24 protein-coding genes are annotated in these 25,813 nt (G+C 46.3%); 4 read left to right on the forward strand and 20 right to left on the reverse strand.

Annotated features, from left to right (window positions below; translation table 11 throughout):
- The 3 genes from R7V76_RS13430 (at position 1) to R7V76_RS13440 (ending at position 3,950) form a co-directional block, all read left to right on the forward strand.
- Complete coding sequence (locus R7V76_RS13430) at positions 1 to 1,545, forward strand: Ppx/GppA family phosphatase (protein WP_318093136.1); 1,545 nt, start codon at positions 1 to 3, stop codon at positions 1,543 to 1,545.
- Between the two features lie 2 nt (positions 1,546 to 1,547).
- Positions 1,548 to 3,701, forward strand: coding sequence for an RNA degradosome polyphosphate kinase (locus R7V76_RS13435; RefSeq protein ID WP_440137051.1), 2,154 nt, complete (start codon positions 1,548 to 1,550; stop codon positions 3,699 to 3,701).
- A 75-nt stretch (positions 3,702 to 3,776) separates the two neighbouring features.
- On the forward strand, positions 3,777 to 3,950 hold the full coding sequence (locus tag R7V76_RS13440; protein WP_012369749.1) for a XapX domain-containing protein: 174 nt from the start codon (positions 3,777 to 3,779) through the stop codon (positions 3,948 to 3,950).
- Positions 3,951 to 4,018: 68 nt separating this feature from the next.
- Here R7V76_RS13440 and R7V76_RS13445 read toward each other — a convergent pair whose 3' ends face one another.
- From R7V76_RS13445 to R7V76_RS13480, 8 genes are all read right to left on the reverse strand, one after another.
- Positions 4,019 to 4,201 (reverse strand): FeoB-associated Cys-rich membrane protein, encoded by a 183-nt coding sequence (locus tag R7V76_RS13445; RefSeq protein ID WP_012369748.1) that lies wholly within the window; start codon positions 4,199 to 4,201, stop codon positions 4,019 to 4,021.
- Positions 4,202 to 4,216: 15 nt separating this feature from the next.
- Positions 4,217 to 6,199, reverse strand: coding sequence for a ferrous iron transport protein B (feoB, locus tag R7V76_RS13450; RefSeq protein WP_318093141.1), 1,983 nt, complete (start codon positions 6,197 to 6,199; stop codon positions 4,217 to 4,219).
- The gene (locus tag R7V76_RS13455) at positions 6,196 to 6,432 is read right to left on the reverse strand and encodes a FeoA family protein (RefSeq protein WP_026828966.1); all 237 of its coding nucleotides are present in this window, start codon (positions 6,430 to 6,432) and stop codon (positions 6,196 to 6,198) included. The genes feoB and R7V76_RS13455 overlap by 4 nt, the downstream gene beginning before the upstream one ends.
- Before the next feature lie 112 nt (positions 6,433 to 6,544).
- On the reverse strand, positions 6,545 to 7,171 hold the full coding sequence (locus R7V76_RS13460) for a hypothetical protein (protein WP_318093143.1): 627 nt from the start codon (positions 7,169 to 7,171) through the stop codon (positions 6,545 to 6,547).
- A 20-nt stretch (positions 7,172 to 7,191) separates the two neighbouring features.
- Positions 7,192 to 8,091 carry a deoxyribonuclease IV gene (locus R7V76_RS13465; RefSeq protein WP_318093145.1) on the reverse strand — a complete coding sequence of 300 codons (900 nt, stop codon included), beginning with the start codon at positions 8,089 to 8,091 and terminating at the stop codon, positions 7,192 to 7,194.
- A gap of 145 nt (positions 8,092 to 8,236) precedes the next feature.
- Positions 8,237 to 9,589 (reverse strand): DEAD/DEAH box helicase, encoded by a 1,353-nt coding sequence (locus R7V76_RS13470; RefSeq protein ID WP_012369743.1) that lies wholly within the window; start codon positions 9,587 to 9,589, stop codon positions 8,237 to 8,239.
- Between the two features lie 69 nt (positions 9,590 to 9,658).
- On the reverse strand, positions 9,659 to 10,612 hold the full coding sequence (locus tag R7V76_RS13475) for a sugar ABC transporter substrate-binding protein (RefSeq protein ID WP_318093146.1): 954 nt from the start codon (positions 10,610 to 10,612) through the stop codon (positions 9,659 to 9,661).
- A complete protein-coding gene (locus R7V76_RS13480) occupies positions 10,609 to 12,372 on the reverse strand; it encodes a sensor histidine kinase (RefSeq protein WP_318093147.1) in 1,764 nt (587 codons plus the stop codon). Before R7V76_RS13480 ends, R7V76_RS13475 begins: the two co-directional genes overlap by 4 nt.
- A gap of 144 nt (positions 12,373 to 12,516) precedes the next feature.
- On the opposite strand from R7V76_RS13480, the gene R7V76_RS13485 reads away from it, so the two are divergent.
- Complete coding sequence (locus tag R7V76_RS13485) at positions 12,517 to 13,464, forward strand: 4-hydroxy-3-methylbut-2-enyl diphosphate reductase (RefSeq protein ID WP_290830104.1); 948 nt, start codon at positions 12,517 to 12,519, stop codon at positions 13,462 to 13,464.
- Positions 13,465 to 13,505: 41 nt separating this feature from the next.
- On the opposite strand, the gene R7V76_RS13490 is transcribed toward R7V76_RS13485, so the two are convergent.
- From R7V76_RS13490 to R7V76_RS13545, 12 genes are all read right to left on the reverse strand, one after another.
- The gene (locus tag R7V76_RS13490; protein WP_318093148.1) at positions 13,506 to 14,621 is read right to left on the reverse strand and encodes a Nif3-like dinuclear metal center hexameric protein; all 1,116 of its coding nucleotides are present in this window, start codon (positions 14,619 to 14,621) and stop codon (positions 13,506 to 13,508) included.
- The gene (locus R7V76_RS13495) at positions 14,621 to 15,337 is read right to left on the reverse strand and encodes a tRNA (adenine(22)-N(1))-methyltransferase (RefSeq protein WP_318093149.1); all 717 of its coding nucleotides are present in this window, start codon (positions 15,335 to 15,337) and stop codon (positions 14,621 to 14,623) included. The genes R7V76_RS13490 and R7V76_RS13495 overlap by 1 nt, the downstream gene beginning before the upstream one ends.
- A 130-nt stretch (positions 15,338 to 15,467) precedes the next feature.
- Positions 15,468 to 15,809, reverse strand: coding sequence for a cytochrome c550 (cccA, locus tag R7V76_RS13500; protein WP_012369737.1), 342 nt, complete (start codon positions 15,807 to 15,809; stop codon positions 15,468 to 15,470).
- A gap of 153 nt (positions 15,810 to 15,962) precedes the next feature.
- The gene (rpoD, locus tag R7V76_RS13505) at positions 15,963 to 17,048 is read right to left on the reverse strand and encodes an RNA polymerase sigma factor RpoD (protein ID WP_012369736.1); all 1,086 of its coding nucleotides are present in this window, start codon (positions 17,046 to 17,048) and stop codon (positions 15,963 to 15,965) included.
- Positions 17,049 to 17,082: 34 nt separating this feature from the next.
- Positions 17,083 to 18,876, reverse strand: a complete 1,794-nt coding sequence (gene dnaG, locus R7V76_RS13510; RefSeq protein ID WP_318093150.1) for a DNA primase — start codon at positions 18,874 to 18,876, stop codon at positions 17,083 to 17,085.
- A gap of 137 nt (positions 18,877 to 19,013) precedes the next feature.
- Positions 19,014 to 19,823, reverse strand: a complete 810-nt coding sequence (locus R7V76_RS13515) for a pyruvate, water dikinase regulatory protein (protein ID WP_318093151.1) — start codon at positions 19,821 to 19,823, stop codon at positions 19,014 to 19,016.
- Between the two features lie 14 nt (positions 19,824 to 19,837).
- On the reverse strand, positions 19,838 to 20,467 hold the full coding sequence (locus R7V76_RS13520; protein WP_026828978.1) for a helix-turn-helix transcriptional regulator: 630 nt from the start codon (positions 20,465 to 20,467) through the stop codon (positions 19,838 to 19,840).
- 19 nt (positions 20,468 to 20,486) lie between these two features.
- Positions 20,487 to 22,547 (reverse strand): glycine--tRNA ligase subunit beta, encoded by a 2,061-nt coding sequence (gene glyS / locus R7V76_RS13525; protein ID WP_318093154.1) that lies wholly within the window; start codon positions 22,545 to 22,547, stop codon positions 20,487 to 20,489.
- Positions 22,540 to 23,430 (reverse strand): glycine--tRNA ligase subunit alpha, encoded by an 891-nt coding sequence (gene glyQ, locus R7V76_RS13530; RefSeq protein ID WP_012369731.1) that lies wholly within the window; start codon positions 23,428 to 23,430, stop codon positions 22,540 to 22,542. The genes glyS and glyQ overlap by 8 nt, the downstream gene beginning before the upstream one ends.
- Before the next feature lie 286 nt (positions 23,431 to 23,716).
- Positions 23,717 to 24,466, reverse strand: a complete 750-nt coding sequence (gene recO / locus R7V76_RS13535; protein ID WP_318093156.1) for a DNA repair protein RecO — start codon at positions 24,464 to 24,466, stop codon at positions 23,717 to 23,719.
- Between the two features lie 3 nt (positions 24,467 to 24,469).
- A complete protein-coding gene (gene era, locus R7V76_RS13540) occupies positions 24,470 to 25,378 on the reverse strand; it encodes a GTPase Era (protein WP_012369729.1) in 909 nt (302 codons plus the stop codon).
- The gene (locus R7V76_RS13545; RefSeq protein WP_318093159.1) at positions 25,371 to 25,769 is read right to left on the reverse strand and encodes a cytidine deaminase; all 399 of its coding nucleotides are present in this window, start codon (positions 25,767 to 25,769) and stop codon (positions 25,371 to 25,373) included. Before R7V76_RS13545 ends, era begins: the two co-directional genes overlap by 8 nt.
- Between the last annotated feature and the right edge of the window lie 44 nt (positions 25,770 to 25,813).

The following is a 25,813-nucleotide window of genomic DNA, read 5'->3' on the forward strand; positions in this document are numbered from 1 at the left end:
TTGAAAAATGAACTAGCAGTCATCGATATCGGTTCCAACTCGATCCGGTACGTCATTTTCCATCCGATCGATTCCGGTCGATATATTGAAAAAATCAACGTCAAGGTCGTCGCTCGACTCTCCGCTCATATCGATGCGGAAGGTGCCCTCGACTCTGTCGGAATCCGCTTGCTCTGTGAAACACTGCAACGTTTTCACGAAATCGGTATTACGCATCATGTCGAAGAAACGATTTGTGTGGCGACAGCCGCGATCCGGAATGCAAGTAACCGGCAAGACATCGTTTATGCTGTCGAACAGGAGACACCCTTTACGATGCGGGTGCTGTCCGATGAGCAGGAAGCTTACTACGGTTATTTCGCCATCATCAATTCTACTTTCCTGACCGACGGGTACTCTGTCGATATTGGTGGCGGATCCATGGAAGTCACCTTAATTGAAAACCGGGAAATGATTGCTTATCACAGTTTTCCTTTTGGTGCGGTCACACTGACCCGGCAATTCCTCTCCGGAGAAACCATGACATCCGGTGAACAAAAGAAGCTGATTAAATTCTTGCGGGAACAATTCGATGAAATTACATGGTTAAAAAACAAAAAACTTCCTTTAATCGGTGTCGGCGGATCGGCTCGAAACTTTGTCCGTATTCATCAATCCACACTCGACTATCCTCTGCATGGTATCCACCAATACCAAGTCCGTTCGAAAGAGTTGGGAAAATTGATTGATGAGCTCGAAGACAAAGCCCCTAAACAGTTAATGAAAGTTGAAGGATTATCTAAAGACCGGGTCGACATCTTCTTACCTGCATTAATCGCAATTCATGAACTGGCACTACATATCGAGGCAGAGCAGTTCGTGATGAGTAATTACGGGTTACGGGAAGGCCTTGTCTACGAATATGATTTACACGAACAGGAACAGCGGCGGATCGAGAATGTACGCGAAGAAAGTCTTTACCAGCTGGAAAGTGATTACAAAGTCAACCGTGACCGGATGAACTATCTCGGAACGATTGCTAAATCAATTTACCGCCAACTGGTCACACTCGATATCATCCCGAACCGGGCGGCTGACTTACGATTACTCGATTCCGCCAGCCGCTTACTTTACTGCGGACAGTACATCAATCCGGATACCCGCTCCAACCAAACGTTTTATCTTTTGACCAATACGGATTTAAAAGGAATGACGCATAAAGACCGGTTAGCTCTGGCACTCGTCAGTTCCTATTCTTCTTCGAAACGGATGCAGCAACTCTTAAAACCGTTTAAGGACTGGTTTACGGATAAATCAATCGAACGGTTTGACTTACTCGGATCAATTCTCAAATTGACGGAAGCACTTGATGTGACAGAACGCCGTGCCGTCGACAGTCTTGAAATCGCACTTGAAACGGATAAAAAAGATATTCGAATCATTCTCGATACCGGTGATCATGATTACGGTTTCGAAGTCGAAAAAGCGGAGAAACAAAAAAAACACTTGGAACGAATCATTGACCGGTCCATTCAGTTTGAAAATAAAGGAGGCGGCCTTACGTGAAGATGGACTCACCTGAGTTTTTTAACAACCGGGAAATCAGTTGGCTACAATTTAATGAACGTGTCTTAGGCGAAGTGACGGATACACGAAATCCCTTGATGGAACGGTTTAAGTTTTTAGGTATCTTCAGTTCCAATTTGGATGAATTTTATATGGTTCGTGTCGGAGGCTTGAAGGACGAAGTACTGGCAGGATTCAATAAACCGGAAAATAAACAACAGCTGACACCAAAACAACAGTTACGTGCCATCGCGACTAAAACGAAAGAGCTTGTCGACCAGCAATATGAAGCATTCAAGGATGTCACTCAAGCATTAAAGGCAGAAGGTATCTCTTTTCTGAAGCATGACGAGTTAAATGAAATGCAGTCAGAGTATGTCAAAGCCTTTTTCAGAGAACAGGTTTTTCCGGTTCTGACGCCGGTCGCCGTCGATGCGTATCGTCCATTCCCGATGCTATCGTCTAAATCATTGAATATCGCAACGGCTCTTGAAGCGGAAGACGGCTCGAAACGGAATCTGGCGCTTGTTCAGGTCCCAGCCGTCCTGCCGCGTTTCGTCGATTTACCGGTCGATGATGAAGAAACGACCGCCGTGATCTTACTCGAAGATGTCATCATCTCCTTCATCGATTCTTTGTTCAAAGGATATCACGTCCTGTCTGCGATGCCGTTTCGGATTACACGGAACGCAGATTTACCGTTCCATGAAGAAGGAACACATGATTTATTGAAGTTGATTGAAAAAGAATTGAAAAAACGGCGCTGGGGAGTCGGAATCCGGCTTGAGATCCAAAAGAACGCCATCAATACGAACTTGCTCAATATGTTACGCGATGTCCTCGACTTACAGGATCGGGACATCTATGCTGTCGATGGTCCGATCGATTTGACATTCGCTTTCGCTTTTTACAACCAGATCGGTGTCGAGTATGACCATTTGATTTATCAGACGATCATGCCTGTCGAACCGCCGGCACTGGAGAAGTCCAAAAACCTATTTGATCAAATTCTGCAACAGGATTATTTGTTGCATCACCCTTACCATACGTTTGATCCAATCGTCCGCCTGATTGTTCAAGCTGCCAATGATCCCAATGTCTTGGCAATCAAACAAACGCTGTACCGCGTATCAGGAGATTCTCCGATTATTAAAGCATTGAAGACTGCTGCAGAAAATGGGAAACAGGTCACTGTCCTCGTCGAATTGAAAGCACGTTTTGACGAAGCCAAAAATATCGAGTGGGCGAAACAGCTTGAAAAAGCAGGTGCTCACGTCATTTACGGTTATAGTGATTTAAAGACCCATTCCAAGATCACATTAATCGTCCGATTACAGGAAGGCAGGATTCAGCGGTTCGTCCATCTCGGAACAGGTAATTACAATGACTCCACGGCTAAACTATACACCGATATCGGTCTTTTGACGGCAAAGGAACAAATTGCAGAAGATGCAACGAATTTCTTTAACTGGTTATCCGGTTATGGGGAGCAACCTGAATGGAATGCCCTTCATACATCACCGAATTCGATGCTCGAGAAATTTTTATCCTTGATTGATGAAGAAATCAAATATCATAAAAAACACGGTAATGGTCGAATCGTTGCTAAAATGAACAGTTTGACGGAAAAAGACATTATCGTGAAACTGTATCAAGCATCGCGGGCCGGTGTCAGAATTGAATTGATTGTACGTGGGGTCTGCTGTCTTCGTCCTCAAATCAAAGGCGTCTCGGAAAATATCCGGGTCACGTCCGTTGTCGATCGTTATTTGGAACATTCCCGTATCTTTTACTTCCATCATAACGGCGATGATTTGATTTATTGTTCGAGTGCCGACTGGATGACACGCAATATGCGGAAACGGATTGAAATCCTTTTCCCAATCGTGGATGAAGAACAGAAAAACTATATCAAGGATTGTCTGGCATTAACGATGGCGGACAACGTCAAAGCACGGGAACAAGACGAATCCGGTAACTATCATTATGTAACAAAAGGCAAACAGGAATGTGAATCCCAAATCCTCATTCAGCTTTATACGAATGGAAAACTAAAAACAAAACCGTCCTTTGAGCATCCGCTTGAGCAAAAATGGACACCGGTCGAACGTGCGGAAGAAAAGATCACCTTTGACCCGACTACCAGTAAAAAATAATCGTTGTTTAACGTCAGACATCTTCATATAATAATCTTGTAAGCGTTTTTTCATATGAAGAAAGGACTGGGCCTCATGCTTCAACAAATTTTATTATCCTTACTAGCTGGTATCATCTGTGGTGTCGTCTTTACCGCTCTTAAATTACCCATCCCCGCTCCACCTGTTTTTCCGGCTATCGTCGGGATTTTTGGTGTATTTCTCGGAATGAAGGTATTTTTATTCCTTGCGGATCGTTGGCCGTTTTAATGAATGGATTGATGTGATTGCTATAAAAAAGCGTTTTTCTTCTCTTGCCGAGAAGAAAAACGCTTTTTTTATTTCTTTAATGCTTCTGCAATGACTTTGTCCCAATTGACGTCATCGCATGCGGTTTGACACGTCGGTTCCACTTCACACGTCGCACATTTGCCTTTTTTCGCTTTTTTCGTGAAACGGATTAATGAGAAACCGGCATATCCAAAGACAAGCAGACCAATTAAAATATCAATTCCATGCATCCTGCTTTCCTCCCTTTATGAAAATCCGAGTGCGTGCCCTGTTTGATAAATCAAAAATGAAATACCGTAAGCAACAAATAAGCCATACAGACTGGCAATCCACGTCCATTTTGCACTACCGACTTCCCGACGGATGACGGCTACCGTCGCAAGACACGGTACATAAAGCAAAACGAATGCCATAAAACTATAGGCACTGAGCGGTGTGAACTGACCAGCCAACTGCCGTCCGAGTTCCGATTCGTTGACGGCATAAATAATCGCCATCGTCGAAACGACTACTTCTTTTGCCAGGAACCCTGTAATCAAAGCGGCTCCCGCCTGCCATGTTCCGAATCCGAGCGGAATCAGTAACATGGCAATCAGACCACCGATCATCGCAAGAAAGCTGTCATTCATATTGACGTTAAAACCACCCGGACCGGTATAAGCGAGCAACCAGATGACGACTGATCCTCCAAAAATGAATGTTCCTGCTTTACGGACAAATCCTTTTCCTTTTTGCCACGTGCTGCGCCATAATGTCAATCCTTGCGGCACACGGTACGGCGGTTGTTCCACTAAAAACAAGCTGGTCGCTTCTTCAGCTGCCAGAACCTTCGAAAATACTTTTGCTGCAAGCAGGGCTAAAACGATTCCCAGAATATAAAGTGACAAGACAATCATCGCTTGATTACTTGCAAAAAAACTTCCGGCGAACACGGCATAAATCGGTAAACGAGCCGAACATGACATGAACGGTGAAATGAATATCGTCACGAGTCGTTCACGTTCTTCTTCTACAGATCGTGCTGCCATGATGCCGGGAACATTACACCCGAATCCAATGATCATCGGGATAAAACTTTTCCCGTTCAATCCGACCATCTGCATGAAACGGTCCATGACGATGGCGACACGCGCCATGTAGCCCGAGTCTTCCAAAAATGAGATAAAGAAAAACAGAACAAAGATTTGTGGAACGAAGACCAGGACACCACCGACACCTGCGATGACACCATCAATCAACAAGTCTTGGATGAAACCGGATGCACCAAGTTGTGTCAGAACAAAGACGACTCCCGTCGAAATCGGTCCTTCGATAAAGGCACCCAATAAATCAGAGAGCGGGGCCCCGATCCAGTTAAACGTCACATGAAACAGCACATATAGGACAGCAAAGAAAATCGGCAATCCAAGAATCGGATGGGTGACGACCGCATCAATCCGGTCCGTCCACGTCTTACGGTCTGATTTCTCTTCGACGACCGAACCGGCACGAATCGCAACGGCCCAGTTTCGCCGACACTCTGTAATATGAGCATGGATGAATCGTCCAAGCTGATGCTCGAGTTCTTTTCTTACTTCAATGATTCGAGGAGATTTCTTCTCCAAATACTCTACGAAGACCCGATTCCCCGCTAAATACTGAACAGCCATCCAGCGTTCATGTTCTTGTAAATCGGCGATTTCGATGATCGTTGTAATCGCCTGTTCCGTTTTCTGTCCATAATCGATTCGTAACGCCGTATGTTTTTTTGCCGCTTCAGGAATCGATGACAGCAAAACTTCACAGCCGTCTCCCGTCCGCGCGACAATCGGAAACACATCAACACCGAGTTCCTTCGCTAGTGATTCAGCATCAATCGTCGTACCGCGAGTACGGGCGACATCCATCATATTCAGCCCAATTTGAATCGGCTTTCCAATTTCCAAAAGTTGAGCCGTCAATTGCAAATTCCGTTCCAACTGTGACGCATCAATGATGTTGATCATGCCGTCAAACGACTCTTCCATCAAGAAACGTGCCACGACGGCTTCATCTGCAGATAACGGATCTAAGTCATAGACACCGGGCAAATCAATCAATTGTCCACGGTTCCCATGTAATTTCCCGACTTTTTTATCGACTGTCACACCGGACCAGTTTCCGACATGGGCATATGACCCGGTCAAACGGTTAAACAAGGAGGTTTTACCGGTATTCGGATTTCCGAGTAATGCGATTTTTTGTGTCATGGTAAGAACACCCCGATGTTTTTTGCATCGCTTTTGCGAATCGCAATCATTTGATGGTGGTCTCGTTGTTCTATTGTCAAAGGACCCTGAAAGCTGGCTCGTCTTCTGACGACGACGGGACATCCTTCATAAAATCCGAGAGCAAGCAGTCGTCTCCGGAGTCGGTCTTCTATTTTATTTAAATCTGTCATCACTACAGGTTTACCAATCGGAATCATTGCTAAATCAGTCATGCATTTTCCCCCAGTTACTCCATTTTCACTGATAATAATTATCAGTCTTGATTATATCATGGAGACGCTCTCTAAAAAACAGTAAGCACCTCAGGAAAACCCACTGAGGCACTTACTGTTCAGGTAAGGCATGATCTGACGTTGCGGCAACGTCTTCCCTTTTTTCAATTCCTTGATGCGCGAGCCGATGACACGTCGGGCAAAGTGTCTTGAAGTGTCCATGATACTCATGCCATTCGAGAATCGATCGTTGTATGTTTCCACACATCTCACAACACGCCTTGAGCGGCTCAAGATGATTTCGCTCGCGAAAACGTTCCATCCGGCGATTTTTTGCTTGATCAATCGTTGTCACATCTGATTCAAAATGACCGGCTTGCCAGGCTTCCACCAACCATTGTCTGACTTTAAGGTCCGTTTGTCCGGGATTTACCTGTAATCCCGCTAAAGGCGATCCTAACAGTGGATGTCGTAAATCCACGCTGATTAAATCCAGGCAGGCATACGTGTGTTCTTGTTCATCTGCTTCTGTTAACCAATGAGGATCTGCCGGTCGTGTTGTGTATTCACTGAACAAAACTTCGGCATACGCAACGATTCCATCTTTCGTCGCCAAAAAGACTTCTTCCCCTTCTGCTAGCTCCGCCGGTAAATAAAACGGTTCTTTCGTTTCGTAATATAAGACGACCGCTTGACGTAAGGCAAATTCAGATTCTTCAATGACTAATAGATGGCACACGCGGCAGACACCTCTCTCGTTTAAATGGATGTACAAATCAGCGGCAAGCGCCACTCGGCATCAAAGTTTCCTGAGCGTAACATGGCAATCTCTTCACGATACGGTGCGACTTTCTTTTTCGGATCCAGCCCGATATAGGGTGTCTCAAGAATTTTTGGTAAATGCGCTAAATCCTGATGATGGACGATCCGATGCAACGGATCAAAACCAATTTCACCAAACCCGATATTTTCGTGGCGGTCTTTTTTAGCACCGCGGATATTTTTCGAGTCGTTGACATGAATCACACCAAGACGATCGATGCCGACAATCCGGTCAAATGATTCCAAAACTCCGTCGAGGTCATGGATCAGGTCATAACCGGCATCATGGATGTGACACGTATCGAGACAGACGGACAGACGGTCGTTGTGTGTCACACCCGCAATGATTGCTGCAATTTCTTCGAACGTCTTCCCGATTTCGGAACCCTTTCCGGCCATCGTCTCAAGAGCGATTTTGACTTTTTCGTCTCCCGTTAATACTTCATTGAGGCCTTCAATGATTCGTTTGATTCCGACGTCTTCTCCGGCACCTACGTGTGCGCCGGGGTGCAACACGATATGTTTTGCTTTTTCGAGTGCTTCCGCCCGTCGGATTTCTTCTCCTAAAAATGAAACGGCCAATTCAAACGTTTCTGGCTTCGTCGTATTGCCTAGATTAATGATGTATGGTGCATGGACGACGATTTCTTCAATCCCGTTTTCTTCCATGTGCAGTAATGCTTCCGGAATTCGTAAATCCGAAATCGGTTTTCGTCTTGTATTTTGAGGTGCTCCTGTATAAACCATCATGGTCGTTGCGCCGTAAGAGGCTGCTTCTTCACTCGCACCGAGTAACATTTTTTTGCCTGAAAGCGATACATGTGAACCGATTTTCATTAAAAATTCCACCCTTCTCCTGCTTCTAGTGTACCAAATGTCGAAAAAAACAAGAACCTTTAGCGATACTAAAAAACAAAGTCCACGAATGACATCGCAGACTTTGCTCAAACCGTTCAGCTTCGACTTGAACGCCGAAAACGGATTATTTGTTTTTACTTGCGTTTGCTTTACGTTCAGCGCGTCCGATTCCACGTTGTTCCTTGATCCGTTCGCGTTTTGCTGTTTCTTTCAGTTTATACTGGTGTTTCTTTTTGTAGCCTGGTTTGACACGTTTTTTCGCTTTTGCTGCTTCACCAGATAAACGGCTGTGGGCTGTTTTCGAAACGGCTGTCTTCATGTGTGGTTTCGCACGACGGCGTTCTTTCACTTCGCTGACTTGACCACTCTTGACATCAACGTTGATGAACTCGATGCCGCGGTCTTCGAGACGGTTGATCGAACCATTTTCGTGATCTTCAAATAACGTGTAAGCCAACCCGTCCTGATCGACGCGACCCGTCCGACCGACACGGTGAACATAAAAGTCGAGATCTTTTGGAATTCCGTGGTTGATGACATGCGAGACACCTGAGATATCAATACCGCGCGCAGCGAGATCTGTTACGATGACGTACTGGTATTTCGCTTCGTTGATTTCTTTGATGGCTTGTTTCCGACGGCGGGCCGGTAAGTCACCATGAAGCGAACCGACGTTGAGTCCCGCTTCAAGGAAGAGAGCTTCGAGTTCGATTGCTTCAGTTTTTGTATTCGTAAAGACAAGACAGATATACGGGTTGAGGGCTTTCGCCAGTTTCAACGTCAAATCAGAACGATCGCGGTGTTTGACCGGAACCGTATGGTGAACGATTTTTTTCGCTGTCTGTTGTTTTGGATCGACGTGTGCATAACGCGGATTGTTCATGTATTTTTTCAGGAACGGTTGCAGTTTTTCTGGAATCGTTGCCGAGAAGACCATCATTTGCAGCTTCTCTGGAAGTGCTTGAGCAATCCGGTCGACTTCCGGCAGGAATCCCATATCAAGCATTTGATCCGCTTCATCGATGATGTAGTGTTTTACAAAGTGCGGTTTCAAAGCTTGCTCTTTAAAGAGATCCAAAATCCGTCCCGGTGTTCCGATGACGATTTGCGGTGAGACTTTGACACGGCCGATTTGACGTTCACGGTCCATGCCGCCTGTGATCAGGCTTGTCTTGATGTAATCCGGTTGTTTGACGAGGATCGATTTCAATTCCTCGTGAATCTGCCAAGCCAGTTCGCGCGTCGGCGCAACGATGATGGCTTGCATTTCCTGAAGTTCCGGATTGACATTTTGGACGATCGGCAAGAGGAACGATAATGTTTTTCCTGTCCCTGTCTGTGATTGTCCAATGATATCCCGCCCTTTGAGCGCTGCCGGAATGATCCGGGATTGAATATCGGTTGGTTTTTTAATACGTGCGTCTTCGAGTGCTTCGACGACGAACGGGTGCAAATCGAAATGGCTGAATCCATTCATATTTGTCACCATCCTTTCTCTACTCTTTAACAATTAAAGGCGAATCGTCCGCCTTCACCATCTATTTCTTTAGTTCAACATGGGTATTGGTCTACTACCGTCATACAAATATGAATACGTATAGAAACGATCGGGAATTTTTTTGTTTTTCGTATGAAGCTTCAACGCGCTGAAGGCGACTTTCATCATCTCTTCAGCGGACTGGACGACTGTTGCGTCCATCGATTTCATGTCAACAGCTTCTAATATAGCACGATTCCCATCGATTCCGACAACTATTTTTCCGGAAATGTTTGCTTTTTTCAATGCCTCGAGGACACCCATCGCAATATCGTCATTGTGACAGTAGACTGCATCAAACGGAATTCCGGAGTCAATCACTTGTCGCATGACACGTTCGGATGTGACCGGATCATAGTTTCCGCTGACCGAATCGACGATGGAAAGTGTCGGCTCATTTTCGATTCCTTTCAAGAATCCCCGGTGTCGTTCATTTGTCGTATAGACATTCGCCGTACCTGTAATTTCAACGATACGACCCGCTGATCGACCTGTCTGCTTAATTAACTCATTCTTAATATAGGAAGCCAATTGTTCGCCGATCATTTGATTATTGGAGGTAATCGAACTCACGACCGCATCCGAGCGAATCATACGGTCGATCGCAAATACAGGAATCCCTGCTTTCTTGGCTTCTTCAATTGCACTTCCGATATAGACATCATCCAGTGTCGTGATGAAGATGGCATCGACCTTCAAATGAACGAACTCTAAAATCTGTTCCCGTTCACTGATTCGGGAATTTTGTGACGTCGCTACCAATGCTTCATATTTATTTGCTTTTGCCTCCGCTTTAAAGGCATTGATCAACCGCTGGGCAAATTCATGTTTGTCGTTAACAATCGTAAATCCGACGATATTCCGTTTAGGACTGGTTTCCTTTTGGACAAACAGATTGGAAATGACAAGGACGGATGCAATCCAAATGATTAAGACGAACAACCAGGACTTATTGAACCTCATGCCTGCTCCTCCCGTCTCGGGAAGAAGAGTTGCACGGTCGTACCGACGCCAATCTTGCTGTCGACTTCAATTCGCCCGTTATGCTGACGGACGATTTGATTGGACATGAACAACCCTAAACCGTTTCCATTAATCTTCGACGTATTGAACGCCTGACCGAGCATCTGAATCTGATGTTCGTCCATTCCGACACCGTTATCCTGGACGATAAATACAAACTGATCCGGATAGACATGAAGATGAACGTGACAAATTCCGTCCGGTCCTTTTGATTCAACGGCGTCCAGTGCGTTTCCGATACAGTTCGACAACACTTGCAACAATCCGTTTTCCGAGGCATACAACGGCGGCATATGTGCCGGTGTATAAATCTTACAATCCGCTTCGTAAGGGTGCGATTTCGATTCGAGGATAAACGTTAACTTTTCCATCATTTTTTTCATATCAATCTGTGCCATCGCCAGCGTCGTTTTATCATTTTTGGATAAATCGAGCATCGTCTGGATCAGCTGGTTGGCCCGGTCCAGTTCGGACAAGGCGATATCCATCATATCCGGATTATTTTGTTTTTCTTCCGACAGCAGTTGCAACGCCATTTTGACCGGTGTCAACGGGTTGCGGATCTCGTGTGCAATTCCTGCCGCCAGTTGTCCGAGTGAAGCCAGTTTCTCCTGATGTAAGATAACCTGTTGCTGACTCAACTGTTCAACCCGCGCATGTTCCATCCGTTGCGCATACTCGTTGTAGGCGGAAACCAACGTCTTGATTTCATTGGAACCGGATCGCTCCAAGGTGATCGGTTGAGGCGTCGTACTTTTTTCAATTTTTTGAACAAGTTCTAATAGAGGTGCGGTCAGTTGACGGGACATCAAATAACCGACAATCAGACTAAGGACCAGGGTGAGTGCCGCAATGACCAAATATTGTTGCCGTGTCGTATACACCGGTTCATAAAATACATTCCGCGGCGTCCGTACTAATATCTTCCAGTCTGTTACTTTCAAATCACGTGCGAAATAGTACATATCTTTATTCGTACTAAAGATTTCGTACGGCTTAGTGCTTTTAAAGGCCCGGTCGACCACACTTTGACTTAACAGACGTTCTTGATCGGTCACAAGATTCTTGGAGGTTGCGAGCGGCTCTCCCTGACTGTTGAATAAGTAGGCCATCGTATCATCATCAAACGACTCCAGGGAGTTTCGGAACACGACGGAATTCATGAGACTGAGTCCGCCACCAAATACGCCGACCCGCTCATTGCCGTTTCGAACGGAGACATACATATACGTCAGAGAATCGTTCGCTATGTCATACCGCGGACTCATATGAAAATCTGTGCTCGTCAAAGCTTGTAAAAAAGAATCGTCCCGGCGAATATCGGCATCCGGAATACGTCGGTCTTCACTCGAAAACCAGGTGATCTTATCCGTTTTGCGGTCATAATAAAAGAAACTCTTAAATCCGGTATCGATATCCAGCAAATTCGTATCACGAATGGCTCGATCGAGATTGTCCATATTCGTGACATTCAATTGAAGGCTCATAATTTTTTCATGTAAGTTCCCGACGCTGTCACGTAATGCATTACTTGAGACTTCGACACTTTTTTCACTCTGTTTTTCTGTCTGCTGTTCGACTCGCGAAATCGTGACACGGTCTGCTGTAAAGACAAGTGCCGAGATGACAAGACAAATAAGAATAAATAAAACAGCCGTGATTTGGAAAAAATAGGACCGCATCATCTTTTTCGTCTCCATCTTTTCACCCCTCCCTCATTTCTAGACAACTCAATTAGTATATCATGATATTCTCTTTCGGCAGACTCCTCTATTTTCATTCAACTTGAATCAATGGTACACTCTAAATAATCATTCTTTCCATACAAAAGGAGAATTTAGACTATGCTTGTTAAAAAAATCAGTCCCCGTGGTTATTGTTACGGTGTTGTTGATGCAATGAAGCTTGCTCAACAAGCTGCACTAAACGATAACTTACCACGACCAATCCATATCCTAGGCATGATTGTCCATAATGCACACGTCACACGTGAATTCGAACGAATGGGTGTCTTAACCGTAGACGGTCCTGACCGTTTGGAAGCACTCGAAACAATCAAAGAAGGAACCGTCATCTTTACAGCACACGGAATTTCACCGGCTGTCTATGCCCGCGCCGCTGAGAAAAAACTGACTGTCGTTGACGCGACGTGCCCGGATGTCACCCGGACACACGATTTGATCCGCAGTGTCGTCGCGGATGATTATGAAGTCATCTATGTCGGTAAACACGGTCATCCGGAACCGGAAGGCGCTGTTGGTGTCGCACCGGAACACGTCCATTTGATCGAAAAAGTCGAAGACATCGAAGCATTACCCGCTCATCTCGCTGACAAAAAAATCATCGTGACGAACCAAACGACGATGAGCCAATGGGACGTTCAGGCACTAATGGGACATGTTCGTGAAAAATATCCGCATGTCGAAGTGCACAACGAAATTTGTAATGCGACGCAAGTCCGCCAGGAAGCTGTTGCCGAACAAGCCGGAGATTGCGACCTAGTCATCGTGGTCGGCGATCCGCGTTCCAACAACTCGAATCGTTTGGCACAAGTTTCATTCGATATTGCCGCAACGCCGGCTCACCGGATCGGTGATTTAACGGAACTTGATCTGTCCTGGCTCGACGGAGTCAACCAGGTAGGTGTAACGTCTGGTGCTTCAACGCCGACACCGATCACTAAAAAAGTCATCGACTTCTTGCAACAGTATGATCCTGCCGATATCAGCACTCACGATAAGACGCCGTTCCTTGAACTGCGCCGTATCTTACCAAAAGTTAAAATTCTTTAAAAAATAGTTCCCGGCCGTATATAAACGGCCGGGAATTATTTTTATAGGAATTGAAACGGATTTGTATTCGTCTCTGACACAAACAATTCAACACCTCTGATGTTCTGTTTTTCGAACCGCTCTGTCAGCAGGTCAACGACGCCCTGTTTCATGACCGACTCGACATGGTGGCCGGGATCGACTACGGCAAGCCCGAGTGCCATGGCATCGTGTGCGACATGGAAATATAAATCACCCGTCACTAAGACATCTGCTCCGGCAAAGGCTGCCGTCGAAACATACTTATTGCCGTCTCCGCCTAATACCGCCACTTTTTGAATCAAGCGGTTCTCGTCACCGACAAACCGTAAGTTCTCGACACCAAAAGCTGATCGTACCTGCTCAGCAAACGTCTTTAAAGGAACAGCTTCTTCTAATCGGCCAATCCGTCCGAGCCCGAGTGACGGAGCTGAAAGCTCTTGACGTATCACGTCATACGCAACTTCCTCGTACGGATGGGCTTGTTTCATTGCCCGAATGACCTGCTTTTGATTTAATTCCGTGACAATCGTTTCAATCCGCACTTCTTTGACATGTTCCAGTTGGCCCGGTTCCCCTACATATGGATTCGCTTCCGCCGTTGCTTTAAATTGTCCGATTCCCGTCGTATGGAACTGACAATCACTGTATGCTCCAATATGCCCTGCTCCTGCTCGCCCTAACGCTTCCGAGACCTCTTGCACGGCAACTTCAGGAACGAAGACAACGAGTTTATAGAGTGTGTTTTCGAATGACGGAACGAGAACCGTTGTATCTGTGAGTCCTAATGCCGTTGCCATCAGGTCATTGACGCCGCCTTGTGCGACATCCAGGTTCGTATGGGCGGCGTAGACAGCGATATCATGTTTGATACATTTCATGACGATACGACCCGCTGCTGATTGATCCGTCACTTTCGGTAATTTGCTAAAAATCGGCGGATGATGGGCAATGATCAAATCGATTCGTTTTTCAATTGCTTCATCCACGACAGATTCCAGCACATCTAACGTAACAAGGACCCGCTTGACCTCTTTGTTGAGCGTTCCGATTTGTAAGCCGATCGGATCTCCTTCAAAGGCAAATTTTTTCGGCGCAAATGTCTCAAACTGTTCGATGACTTGTTGACCGTTTGCCATCAGTTCGTCACCTCTTTCATTTTTTCAATCAGCCGTTCGATGTTCGCCATTTTCTCCTGTAAGATATCCGAATCATTTCCGCGTTGCATCTGTTCCAGGATGTATTGCCGCTTTTGCTGTTCCGTCTGCCACTTTTCAATGAATGCCGGTGCTTTTTCCCGTGTCAATTGCGGACCAAAATACAATTCCCAGTCCCGCTGTTCGCTATCGTCCGAATATAGGGATTCTTCTCCTTTTTCTGCGACAAGAATTTCATAAATTTTCTCGTTTTCTTTAACAATCGCTTCCGAAAGCAGCGCATAGCCGTTCGCGAGCAACCATTTCCGTACATCGACCGCATCGACATTCGGTTGGAGAATCAACCGTTCTTCTCCGGATAAGTGATTTTTACCTTCTTCCAAAATCGAAGCAATCAACGTTCCACCCATTCCGGCAATCGTCACCGCCGTCACTTCTCCAGGTGTCAAGACCGTCAAACCACTCCCAAGGCGGACATCGATTTTATCTTCTAGTTGAACAAGCGCAACCTGCCCTTGCGCCGCTTCCATCGGTCCGACGTTGACTTCACCGGCAATCGCGCGTTCAATCAAGTTTTGTTGGAGACAGTAGCAAGGCACAAAAGCATGATCGGATCCGATATCCGCGAGTACCGCCCCTTGTGGAATATAAGATACAACCTTTTGTAAACGTTGATCGAGTATGACGTTCGTTTGCATGTCTTTCATCCTTCCTGATTCATGTTCTCATTTAAAAATAGCGGACTTGGCGAAAAAAAGAAACCGTCGACTTGATTAAAATCTTCACAAAAAAACATCCATCTCGGAGAAGAGACGGATGTTGATTCGCTTATTTCTTTGCAGCAAGCCATTTTGCTAAAGCAGCGGCTTCTTCGTCGTTCGCAAGACCGCCAGGCATTTGCCCTTTACCGTTCATAGCGATTTCTTTAATTTCTTCTTCTTTCAGCTTCGAACCGATCTTTGTTAAGTTCGGACCGACTCCACCTTCAAGATTTCCACCGTGGCATCCGGTACATCCTTTAGATGCAAACAGATCTTCCGGCTTCATTTCAGCTGTTGATGGACCTTTTTCAGCTTGTTTTACCTGATCGACCCCAAAGTATGACAATGAAATCATGGCGATGATGGCGATGATCGCAATCGATGCGAACGGTACTAACGGATTACGCATTTGGATTCCCCCCCATATTCTCTACCCAACCAAGTTGGTGACTGAATGGTATTCCCCGTTACTATTCTACTGTAAAAAAAACAGAGAAGGAAGAAAAAAACAAAACTTTTTCTCCCTTCTCACTAAAATTTCATATTTTCTTCACACTTTAAATTAATCGAGGAAATCTTTTAGACGTTTTGAACGACTTGGATGACGTAATTTCCGTAACGCTTTCGCCTCAATCTGACGAATCCGTTCACGTGTGACGCCAAATACTTTCCCGACTTCTTCAAGTGTCCGCGTCCGGCCATCGTCTAGGCCGAAACGAAGGCGCAAGACATTTTCTTCACGGTCCGTCAACGTATCGAGGACATCTTCAAGCTGTTCTTTTAACAACTCATAAGCAGCCGCATCTTGAGGAGCTGTTGCATCTTGGTCTTCGATGAAGTCTCCGAGATGTGAATCGTCCTCTTCCCCGATTGGTGTCTCGAGTGATACCGGTTCTTGTGCAATCTTCAAAATTTCGCGTACTTTTTCCGGTGTAATTTCCATTTCCTTCGAAATCTCTTCCGGAGTCGGTTCACGTCCTAAATCTTGAAGTAATTGACGTTGGACACGGATCAGTTTGTTGATCGTTTCAACCATATGAACCGGAATCCGGATCGTCCGTGCTTGGTCGGCAATCGCACGTGTGATGGCCTGACGAATCCACCAGGTCGCATACGTCGAGAATTTATATCCTTTTGTATAGTCAAACTTTTCAACTGCTTTGATCAGTCCCATGTTTCCTTCTTGAATCAAATCAAGGAACAACATGCCGCGGCCGACATAACGCTTCGCAATCGAAACGACAAGGCGTAAGTTCGCTTCCGCCAAACGTTTCTTAGCTTCTTCGTCGTTCTGTTCAATCCGTTTTGCGAGTTCGACTTCATCTTCTGCATTCAACAGATCGACGCGGCCGATTTCTTTCAGGTACATCCGGACCGGGTCATTGATTTTGACGCCCGGTGGGACCGAAAGATCGTTTAAATCCGCTTCTTCCTTGTCGTCACCCGTTCCGTCATTATTGACCTTAATGCCTTCAGTTTCGAGCAGTTGAAGGAATTCTTCGAATTGTTGTGCATCCATCGATTCAAACGAACTGAGTTTATCCTCGATTTTTTGATGCGATAGTTCACCATTCTTGTGTCCGAGCGCGATTAGTTCATCCTTCGCGAGACGGAGTATTTCTGCTTCTGATCTTGCTTTTTCTGCCATCGAACCATACACTCCTTCCACATCATGCAACAGGTCATCGATCTTTCAAACGCCGTTTCCGTTCGATGATCGCCTGCATTAGCTCCGCTTGAGCACGGATATCTGTTTGTTGACTTAACTGTGACTTTTCTTCGTCCAGCGTCCGTCGTTGTCGTTCATTTTGAACGGCACGAATATAATGACTCAATAAATCCGGATCGTATTCCGGCATTAACATAAACTCTAGATCCGCTACGATCCGCTGAAGCGATGCATCGTGGAGCATCGTCAGGAAACGATCGGGATCCGCTGGGGTGTTTGTTCCGTAAAATTCATATAGTTTTCCTGCAATCAACTGATGAGCGGGATCATTAAACGCCACACCAAGCTGATCACGTACCTCAAGACCCACTTCCTCGGAACGAATCATATAAGCAAGCAGAAAACGTTCAGCTCGTTTCCAGTTCGAGAAAGTCCGGTCTTGAGGAGAAGAAGTCACGACTTGCGTCTCTTGCCGCCGCTCTTGTTTCGGTTTAGCTTGTTGCGGTTGCAACGGCTTAACTTGCGACAACAGGGATTCTTTCGACAAGTGAAACTCTTCCGCCAGTTTCCCTAAATAGATATCGCGTAACAATGGATTGGCCGTTCGACCAATCTCCTCAAGCATAGTTTCAATATAACGGACCCGTTCTCCTTCTAATCGAAGGTTTTTTCCTTGTCGAAAATAAAAAGATTTAAATTCAAGGCTCGAAATCCGTTCCTGCTCGATGACACGAAGAAAGGTCTCTTCCGATTGTGCGCCGATAAAAGAATCGGGGTCTTCTCCATCCGGAAGACGAATCACAGAACAATCGACTGCAACATCCTCTAATAAGCGTAATGCCTTTAGTGTCGCAGCACGTCCCGCTTTGTCTCCGTCATAACAAACTATGACTTCATCGACGATTCTCCCTAAATTTTGAGCATGAACAGGAGTCAGTGCCGTACCGAGAGAAGCTACCGTATAGGGTATACCCGCTTGAGCGACACGTACAACATCTAAATTCCCTTCCACCAACACAACTTGCTTATTTTTTCGCATGGCACCACGCGCCTGTGCGAAACCAAACAGCAATTCGCTTTTATTAAAGAGAGGGGTTTCCGCTGTATTGACATATTTCGGGTCTCTTCCGTCAATGGAGCGACCACTGAATCCAACAATCGTGCCATCACGATCTGAAATTGGAAATACGACCCGTCCGTTGAATCGATCGCGGTAATCGCCATCTCTGCCTATCGAAATCAGTCCTGCTTCCACCATCTCATCCAAGTCGAAGTTACGCCGTGCCAATGAATCCACCGTAAACCGGTCTTGGTCCGGTGCGTAACCTAGTTTAAACTCCCGCATCGCCGGTTCTTGGATACCCCGCTGTTCAAGGTATTCTCTCCCGGCGTCACCGGCAGCTGTCTGCAACATGACTTCATGGTACAAGTCCGCTACAATCCGGTGCGCTTCCCGCATCCGGTATTTCTTTTCCTGGTCGGGTGTCGACTCCGTTTGATCAGACCGTTCAAATTCCGGTAACTTGATGTCTGTTCGATCCGCAAGCTTGACGACCGCTTCCGGAAAACTCATCCCTTCCGTCTCCATGACAAAAGTAATGGCGTTTCCACCCGCTCCACATCCGAAACAATAATACATGCCTTTATCCGGAGAAACAGAAAAAGAAGGGGATTTTTCAGAGTGAAAAGGACATAACCCTGAATAACGATTCCCTTGTTTTTTTAATTCTACACGTTCTGATATCAATTCAACGATATCCGTTGCTTGTCGGACTTGGTCAACCAATTCGTCAGGAAGCCGTTTCAATTGGTCACCTCTCCTTTCGAACGTTTATATACATATACCCGCAATGAAACGGAACGAATACTCGTTCCGTTTCATTAGAAAATTTGCATCATCTCATTAAGCAGCTAGATTAGTATACTACGTGAAACCATACTTTACTAGTCATGTGATTTGCCGGAAATCCCTGTCAAAATGAGATTCGCCGTTTCCTCGACCGCTTTGTTCGTCACATCGATGACTTGACAGCCGATCCGGTCATACAGTTTTTTCGCATAATCGAGTTCACGGTTGATTCGATCCATCTGTGCGTACGCCGCTTCCGGTTTCAGTCCAAGCGACCGCAGCCGCTCCATCCGGATATCAATCAGCTTCTCCGGAGAAATCAATAATCCAAAACATTTTTCTTTTGGAATATCAAACAGTTCTTCCGGCGGAATCGATTCCGGAACGAGCGGTACATTCGCCACTTTATACCGTTTCAGCGCCAAGTACTGAGAGAGCGGTGTCTTCGAGGTCCGTGATACACCAATCAGGACGATATCCGCCCGTTTGATGCCGCGTGGATCGCGACCATCATCATATTTCACGGCAAATTCAACGGCTTCAATTTTCCGGAAATACTCTTCATCCAACCGGTAAATCAGTCCCGGTTCTTCTTTCGGCTGCATCCCGAGACGCCCTTCCATCGTATCCAGTAACGGTCCGAGTAAATCGATCGCCTTGACTTCATGTGCATGTGCCGTTTCCGCAAGAAGTCGGCGATGGGTCGCATGAACAATCGTATAGACGATTGTCGCTTGCTCCTCTTTTGCATGTAACACTAAATCGTAAATGACTTGATCGTCATCGACAAATGGAATCCGGACCGTTTCAATCGCTTGCTCCGGAAACTGGATTGCCGCTGCCCGCACGACCAGTTCACACGTCTCACCGACCGAGTCACTCACTACATAAATACGTTGTCTCATCTGCGAACCTCCTCTTAAAGTTCTTCATCTCGTGCCAACGCGACTAATACTTTCGTCATGTTCGTCTTTGTCATCCGTCCGACGACTTTTAAGATCCCGTCGACCTGTTCAACGACCGGCATGGAATCAATCTGTTTTTCGATGAGTTTCATCCCTGCCCCAATCAACGTTTCTGATTTCTCACAAACCGTCAGATTTGGCATCCGTGTCATGATGATGTTAACCGGTAACGAGTCCAGCTCCTGATTCCCGATTGCCGCCCGTAAAAAATCTTTACGTGACAGGACACCGACTAACGCATGATCTTTTCCGACGACGAACAACGAGCCGACGTCTTCAAGGAACAAATGGACGATTGCATCATAAACCGTCATCCCTTCATGAATGACTTTCGCAGAAGACATGAATTCGCCAACAGTCAACGTATCCAATTTTTCATGTAACATGGAGGTATTTTTTTTACCGACATACATATAACCGACGCGTGGACGTGCTTCCAGCATTCCAGTCATCGTCAAAATGGATAAGTCCGGACGCAGGGTCGCCCGTGTCAAGGAGAGTTCAGATGCAATCTGCTCTCCTGTGATCGGACCGTTTTCTTTGACGATTTGGAGTATTTTTTTCTGCCGTTCATTTAACTTCATCGGCTCATCCGTCCTTTATTCACACTAAAGTGAGTGCATTGAATCGTGCGACTTGTTCGATCGCCGTCGCAAATCGTTTCATCTCGCTGAGACGATTCGTGCGAACTGCTTCGTCATCCGCCATGATCATCGTTCCATCAAAATAAGCCGTAATGGCCGGAACACTCGATTCAAGGACTCGAATCGCCTGGTCATAGTCAGAAGCTTTTACAGCGGCTTCGACTTTCGGAATCAGTTGCTCGATTTGTTCATGCAAGTCACGTTCGGCATCATTTTCAAAGAGCGCCGGGTTTACTGCAACAACCGTTTCGGCTTTTTTCGAGATGTTTAAGACACGGCTGAGTTGCTCCACGGTCTTCTTAAAGGTTGGTTGTTGTGTGGCCTGTTCAAGCATCGATGCCCGTTTTTCATTGGCTTCGACCGTCAGCTTCGGATCAAGAGCCGCTTCGATGACATCATGACGGTATCCTTTTTCCGACAGGCGGAACTTCAAACGCTGATTAAAGAAGTCTTCCATTGCTGCTTTAACTGTTTCTGCATCTGCTTGATAAAGACCTGCTTTTAATTGAGCAGATACGACGAAATCAATCAGCTCCGACAACGTCATCTCAATCTGACGGTCCGAAAGAATCTGAACGATTCCTTGTGCCTGGCGTCGTAAGGCATACGGATCAGCAGAACCGCTTGGAATCATACCGACACCAAAGAAGCCAGCCACGCTGTCCATTTTGTCAAGAACGGCTAATACCGTACCGGTTGGTGTGCTTGGACTTTCATCTCCAGCAAAGCGCGGTAAGTAGTGTTCCCGGATTGCTGCCGCGACTTCAACGTCTTCGCCTTTCATGTTGGCGTAACGTTCGCCCATCATCCCTTGCAGTTCTGTAAATTCATATACCATCTGGCTGACGAGATCAAATTTATAAATCGTTCCCGCCCGCTCGACTTTCGTCGAATCGGCATTAAATCGTTCCGCCAACTGTAAAGCCATCTCGCGCACACGACGGACTTTTTCACCTGTCGTTCCGAGTTTTTCATGGAAGACGATTTTATCAAGTCGCGCTGCCTGGGCATCGATGTCGGCTTTTTTATCTTCTTCATAGAAGAACTGGGCATCGGCAAGACGTGCCCGAATGACTTTTTCATTTCCGCGGGCCACGTTCTCTATATGTGTCGCATTCCCGTTACGGACCGTAACGAAATAATGGAGTAACGTCCCGTCTTTTTTAACCGGGAAGTAACGTTGGTGTTCCTTCATCGTCGTGATGAGGACTTCTTCCGGAAGTTCGAGATAAGCTTCGTCAAATGCTCCGAATAATGCTGTCGGGTATTCGACCAGATTCGTGACTTCTTCAAGCAATGCCGGATCAATCGGGACTTCAAATCCTTCTTGTTCGCTGAGCTGTTGAATTTGCTCTTCAATCAGCTGACGACGCTGTTCATAACTGGCAATGACATGTTCTCCCGCCAGCGCTTCGACGTAGGCGTTCGGCCGTAAAATCGTAATATCCTGTCCGAGGAAACGGTGTCCGCGTGACGTTCGCCCGGTTGCCACATCTGCCACTTCAAACGGAATTACTTGATCGTCCAGTAGGGCGATCATCCAACGAATCGGACGCATGTAGCGTAACGATTGTGTGCTCCAACGCATGTTTTTCGGGAACGACATCGCTTCGACGATTTGTTTCAGTCCCGGCAGAAGTGTTGCTGTTTCTTGTCCCGACTCTTTGCGGGTCGCGAAGATATACTCGACACCCTTCTCTTCTTGAAGGAACAGATCATCCGTTGTCAAACCTTTACCGCGCGCAAATCCTTGTGCGGCTTTTGTCCAGTTACCGTCTTCATCCTGAGCAATCCGCTTCGCCGGTCCTTTGAGCGTCTCTTCTAAGTCCGTCTGACGTTCAGACATTCCGGTTACGAGAATAGCTAAACGACGTGGAGTTGAAAACGACTCAATCGTGTCGAAGGTAATGCGTGCTTCATTTAAAAATGTCGTCACACGTTCTTTTAATTGTGTCTCGGATTGTAAGACAAAACGGGCCGGCATTTCTTCAAGACCGATTTCAAGTAATAACTCATGCATGCGATTCACCAGCTTTCGATTTAATCAATGGGAAGCCTAGACGTTCCCGTTCTTCGATGAAGCTTTGCGCACAACGGCGCGACATGTTCCGGACGCGGTGAATGAACCCAGTCCGTTCCGTAACGGAAATCGCTCCTTTGGCATCCAGCAGATTGAACGTATGCGAACATTTTAAGATGTAGTCATACGCCGGGAAAACCAGGTTCTCATCGAGTGCCCGGTTTGCTTCTTTTTCATACTGATCGAACAATGTGAACAAGAGATCGACATCCGATGTCTCAAACGTGTACTTCGAGTGTTCGAATTCCGGTTGATAGAAGATATCGCCGTATTTAAAGCCGTCTGTCCAAACCAAATCAAAGACACTTTCGACATCCTGGATATACGACGCGAGGCGTTCGATTCCGTATGTGATTTCAACGGCAATCGGATTACATTCAATCCCACCGACTTGTTGGAAGTATGTGAACTGTGTAATTTCCATTCCGTTTAACCAGACTTCCCATCCGAGTCCGGCTGCACCGAACGTCGGGTTTTCCCAGTTGTCTTCAACGAAACGAATATCATGTTCAAGCGGATTAATCCCGAGCAGTTCAAGACTTTGTAAATACAGTTCCTGAATGTTGTCCGGTGACGGCTTCATGATGACTTGGAACTGGTGGTGTTGATACAAACGGTTCGGGTTTTCCCCGTAACGTCCATCCGCCGGGCGGCGTGATGGTTCTGTATAACAGACGTTCCATGGTTCTGGTCCAAGACTCCGTAAAAATGTCATCGGATTCATTGTTCCTGCACCTTTTTCGACGTCATAGGCCTGCATCGTCAAGCACCCTTGCTCAGCCCAAAATTTTTGCAGTGTTAAGATCATTTCCTGTACTGTCATCTTCAAGACTTCCACCTCCAAATTTATGCGGGAACACAAAAACGTCCCTATGTACAACAAGGTTGTACATAGGGACGAGACGAGCCCGCGGTTCCACCCTACTTGCATGCGTCTGCATGCCACTCTTTGACCAGGAACACTCAAAAATGCCGTTCACACCTGCTTCATTTCCGGCTCGCACTATCCCGAAATCGCTTGACTGAACATCAGGTGTTACTCCTTTTTCTCATCGTGTTCGTTTAGTTAGTTCTTCCGCACTTATTCTACCGAACGTACGGCGTATCTGTCAATCGTCTCCGAGATTCAGCAATTGATCGAGAACCCGTTTTGAACGAAGACGCAGTCCGCTGTACCGTTCCATGTAGGCATCCATGATTTGACGCAACAAACGTTTCGTCTCCGGCTTCACTTCCACCTTGCCAATCCGGGAAAAATCATACACCGAAAAGACATATAACATTTTCGCCACGGATTCCGTCAAATAAACAGCATGTTCATCTTCATGACGGTGGCGTCTGCAAAGTAAACCACCGTGATTGAGCGAGAAGGCGAACGGTGCTTCAGCACTGCCGCAAATCGTACAGCCGTTCAAATGCGGGGCAATCCCCAGATGCCGTAATAACCGTAATTCGATGATGAAAGAAACGACATCCGGATCAAGCCCTTCGTCCATCGCCTCTAGACCACCAACGAACAAATCATAGAGTGCCGGTTGCGGCACCCGCTCATCAAGCGCCTTATCGGCAAGTTCCAACACATACATGGCATACGCCATCAAAAATACATCTTGGCGAATGTTCGAATAACCTGTGATGACGTCTGCTGATTTTAATTGACCGAGACCACGTGAGCGCGGATAGACGTAGACCGCTCGAATAAACGGCTGGCTCGCCGCATTGAAACGGCTGCCGGGTTTTTTAGCACCACGGGCCATGACGGCGAGCTTGCCATATTCACGTGTCAACAGTGTAATGATTTTATTCGATTCACCATACACGACCGTCCGTAAGACAAGCCCTTCCGCCTTATCAATCATCGCTTAATACTCGTCGTCGCGGAATCCGAGTTCGCGTAATTGACCGGCTTTGTTGCGCCAGTCTTTTTGAACTTTCACCCACAGGTTCAAGTAAACTTTCGTCCCGAGTAACATCTCGATATCCGTTCGGGCTTCTGAACCGATTTCTTTTAACAGGGCACCACGTTTCCCGATGATGATTCCTTTTTGTGAATCCCGTTCGATCAAAATGGTTGCGTGAATATCGACCATATTTCCGTCTTCGCGTGTCTTGATTTGATCAATGGCGACAGCAATCGAGTGTGGCACTTCGTCACGTGTCTTTTGCAGGACTTTCTCCCGAATCATTTCCGAGATGATGAACCGTTCCGGGTGGTCGGTAATTTGATCCGCCGGATAATACATTGGTCCTTCCGGTAAGATTTTCGAGATTTCTTGTAACAATGGCTCGACGTTATTACCTTGAAGAGCAGAAATCGGAACGACTGCTGCGAAGTTCAATTCGTTTTGATACGATTCGATGATTGGCGGAATATCATTCGGATGAATCAAATCGACCTTGTTCATGACAAGAATGATCGGTGTATCCAAATCCTTTAACTTCTCAATGATGAATTCGTCGCCTTTTCCTTTCGGCTCCGTCACATTGATCATAAAGAGAATCGCATCGACTTCGCGTAACGCGTTCGTCGCGACTTTCATCATGAAGTCTCCGAGTTTATGTTTCGGTTTATGAATTCCCGGTGTATCGATGAAAATCGTTTGCACGTCATCCGTCGTATAGACACCTTGAATCTTATTCCGTGTCGTTTGTGGTTTATCCGACATGATGGCGATTTTCTGTCCGATGACTCGGTTTAAGAACGTTGATTTCCCAACGTTTGGACGACCGATAATCGAAACGAATCCTGATTTAAATCCTTCTTTAAACATGAAGATCTCCCTTCGTGAATGCACCCGGTAAGAGCGCCCCAACTGTCGTTTCCGTGACGATACCCGTCAGGTTCGTCAAGTAAACCGGCATATCCGCGTCACACATTTCAAACAATACTTGACGGCATTGGCCGCACGGTGCGACAGGTCCTTCTGTATCGGCTACGACAGCCATCGCTGCGTACTCCCGTGCATCTTGTGCCCATGCTGAGAAGATTGCTGTTCGCTCAGCACAGTTGCAAAGACCATAGGCTGCATTTTCGATATTACAGCCATGGAAAACCTGTCCGTCTTTCGTAAGCAGAGCTGCTCCGACTTGGAACTTCGAATATGGAACATACGCTTTTTCGCGTGCGATTTTAGCTTGCTCGAGTAATTGTTCTGTTTTCATGTCATTTTTCCCCTTTTAGGAACGGTATTGGCCAAAAAAGGCCG

It is taken from the genome of Exiguobacterium artemiae (assembly GCF_033342815.1).
GTDB classification, from domain to species: Bacteria; Bacillota; Bacilli; order Exiguobacteriales; family Exiguobacteriaceae; genus Exiguobacterium_A; species Exiguobacterium_A artemiae_A.

What these genes read in the sequence shown, in the direction of transcription:
- R7V76_RS13435 (WP_440137051.1), top strand. Translation starts at nt 1,548, where the DNA reads ATGGACTCACCTGAGTTTTTTAACAACCGGGAAATCAGTTGGCTACAA.
- R7V76_RS13440 (WP_012369749.1), top strand. Translation starts at nt 3,777, where the DNA reads ATGCTTCAACAAATTTTATTATCCTTACTAGCTGGTATCATCTGTGGT.
- R7V76_RS13445 (WP_012369748.1), bottom strand. Translation starts at nt 4,201, where the DNA reads ATGCATGGAATTGATATTTTAATTGGTCTGCTTGTCTTTGGATATGCC.
- feoB (WP_318093141.1), bottom strand. Translation starts at nt 6,199, where the DNA reads ATGACACAAAAAATCGCATTACTCGGAAATCCGAATACCGGTAAAACC.
- R7V76_RS13455 (WP_026828966.1), bottom strand. Translation starts at nt 6,432, where the DNA reads ATGACTGATTTAGCAATGATTCCGATTGGTAAACCTGTAGTGATGACA.
- R7V76_RS13465 (WP_318093145.1), bottom strand. Translation starts at nt 8,091, where the DNA reads ATGAAAATCGGTTCACATGTATCGCTTTCAGGCAAAAAAATGTTACTC.
- R7V76_RS13470 (WP_012369743.1), bottom strand. Translation starts at nt 9,589, where the DNA reads ATGAATGGATTCAGCCATTTCGATTTGCACCCGTTCGTCGTCGAAGCA.
- R7V76_RS13475 (WP_318093146.1), bottom strand. Translation starts at nt 10,612, where the DNA reads ATGAGGTTCAATAAGTCCTGGTTGTTCGTCTTAATCATTTGGATTGCA.
- R7V76_RS13480 (WP_318093147.1), bottom strand. Translation starts at nt 12,372, where the DNA reads ATGGAGACGAAAAAGATGATGCGGTCCTATTTTTTCCAAATCACGGCT.
- R7V76_RS13485 (WP_290830104.1), top strand. Translation starts at nt 12,517, where the DNA reads ATGCTTGTTAAAAAAATCAGTCCCCGTGGTTATTGTTACGGTGTTGTT.
- R7V76_RS13490 (WP_318093148.1), bottom strand. Translation starts at nt 14,621, where the DNA reads ATGGCAAACGGTCAACAAGTCATCGAACAGTTTGAGACATTTGCGCCG.
- R7V76_RS13495 (WP_318093149.1), bottom strand. Translation starts at nt 15,337, where the DNA reads ATGCAAACGAACGTCATACTCGATCAACGTTTACAAAAGGTTGTATCT.
- cccA (WP_012369737.1), bottom strand. Translation starts at nt 15,809, where the DNA reads ATGCGTAATCCGTTAGTACCGTTCGCATCGATTGCGATCATCGCCATC.
- rpoD (WP_012369736.1), bottom strand. Translation starts at nt 17,048, where the DNA reads ATGGCAGAAAAAGCAAGATCAGAAGCAGAAATACTCCGTCTCGCGAAG.
- R7V76_RS13515 (WP_318093151.1), bottom strand. Translation starts at nt 19,823, where the DNA reads ATGAGACAACGTATTTATGTAGTGAGTGACTCGGTCGGTGAGACGTGT.
- R7V76_RS13520 (WP_026828978.1), bottom strand. Translation starts at nt 20,467, where the DNA reads ATGAAGTTAAATGAACGGCAGAAAAAAATACTCCAAATCGTCAAAGAA.
- glyS (WP_318093154.1), bottom strand. Translation starts at nt 22,547, where the DNA reads ATGCATGAGTTATTACTTGAAATCGGTCTTGAAGAAATGCCGGCCCGT.
- glyQ (WP_012369731.1), bottom strand. Translation starts at nt 23,430, where the DNA reads ATGACAGTACAGGAAATGATCTTAACACTGCAAAAATTTTGGGCTGAG.
- recO (WP_318093156.1), bottom strand. Translation starts at nt 24,466, where the DNA reads ATGATTGATAAGGCGGAAGGGCTTGTCTTACGGACGGTCGTGTATGGT.
- era (WP_012369729.1), bottom strand. Translation starts at nt 25,378, where the DNA reads ATGTTTAAAGAAGGATTTAAATCAGGATTCGTTTCGATTATCGGTCGT.
- R7V76_RS13545 (WP_318093159.1), bottom strand. Translation starts at nt 25,769, where the DNA reads ATGAAAACAGAACAATTACTCGAGCAAGCTAAAATCGCACGCGAAAAA.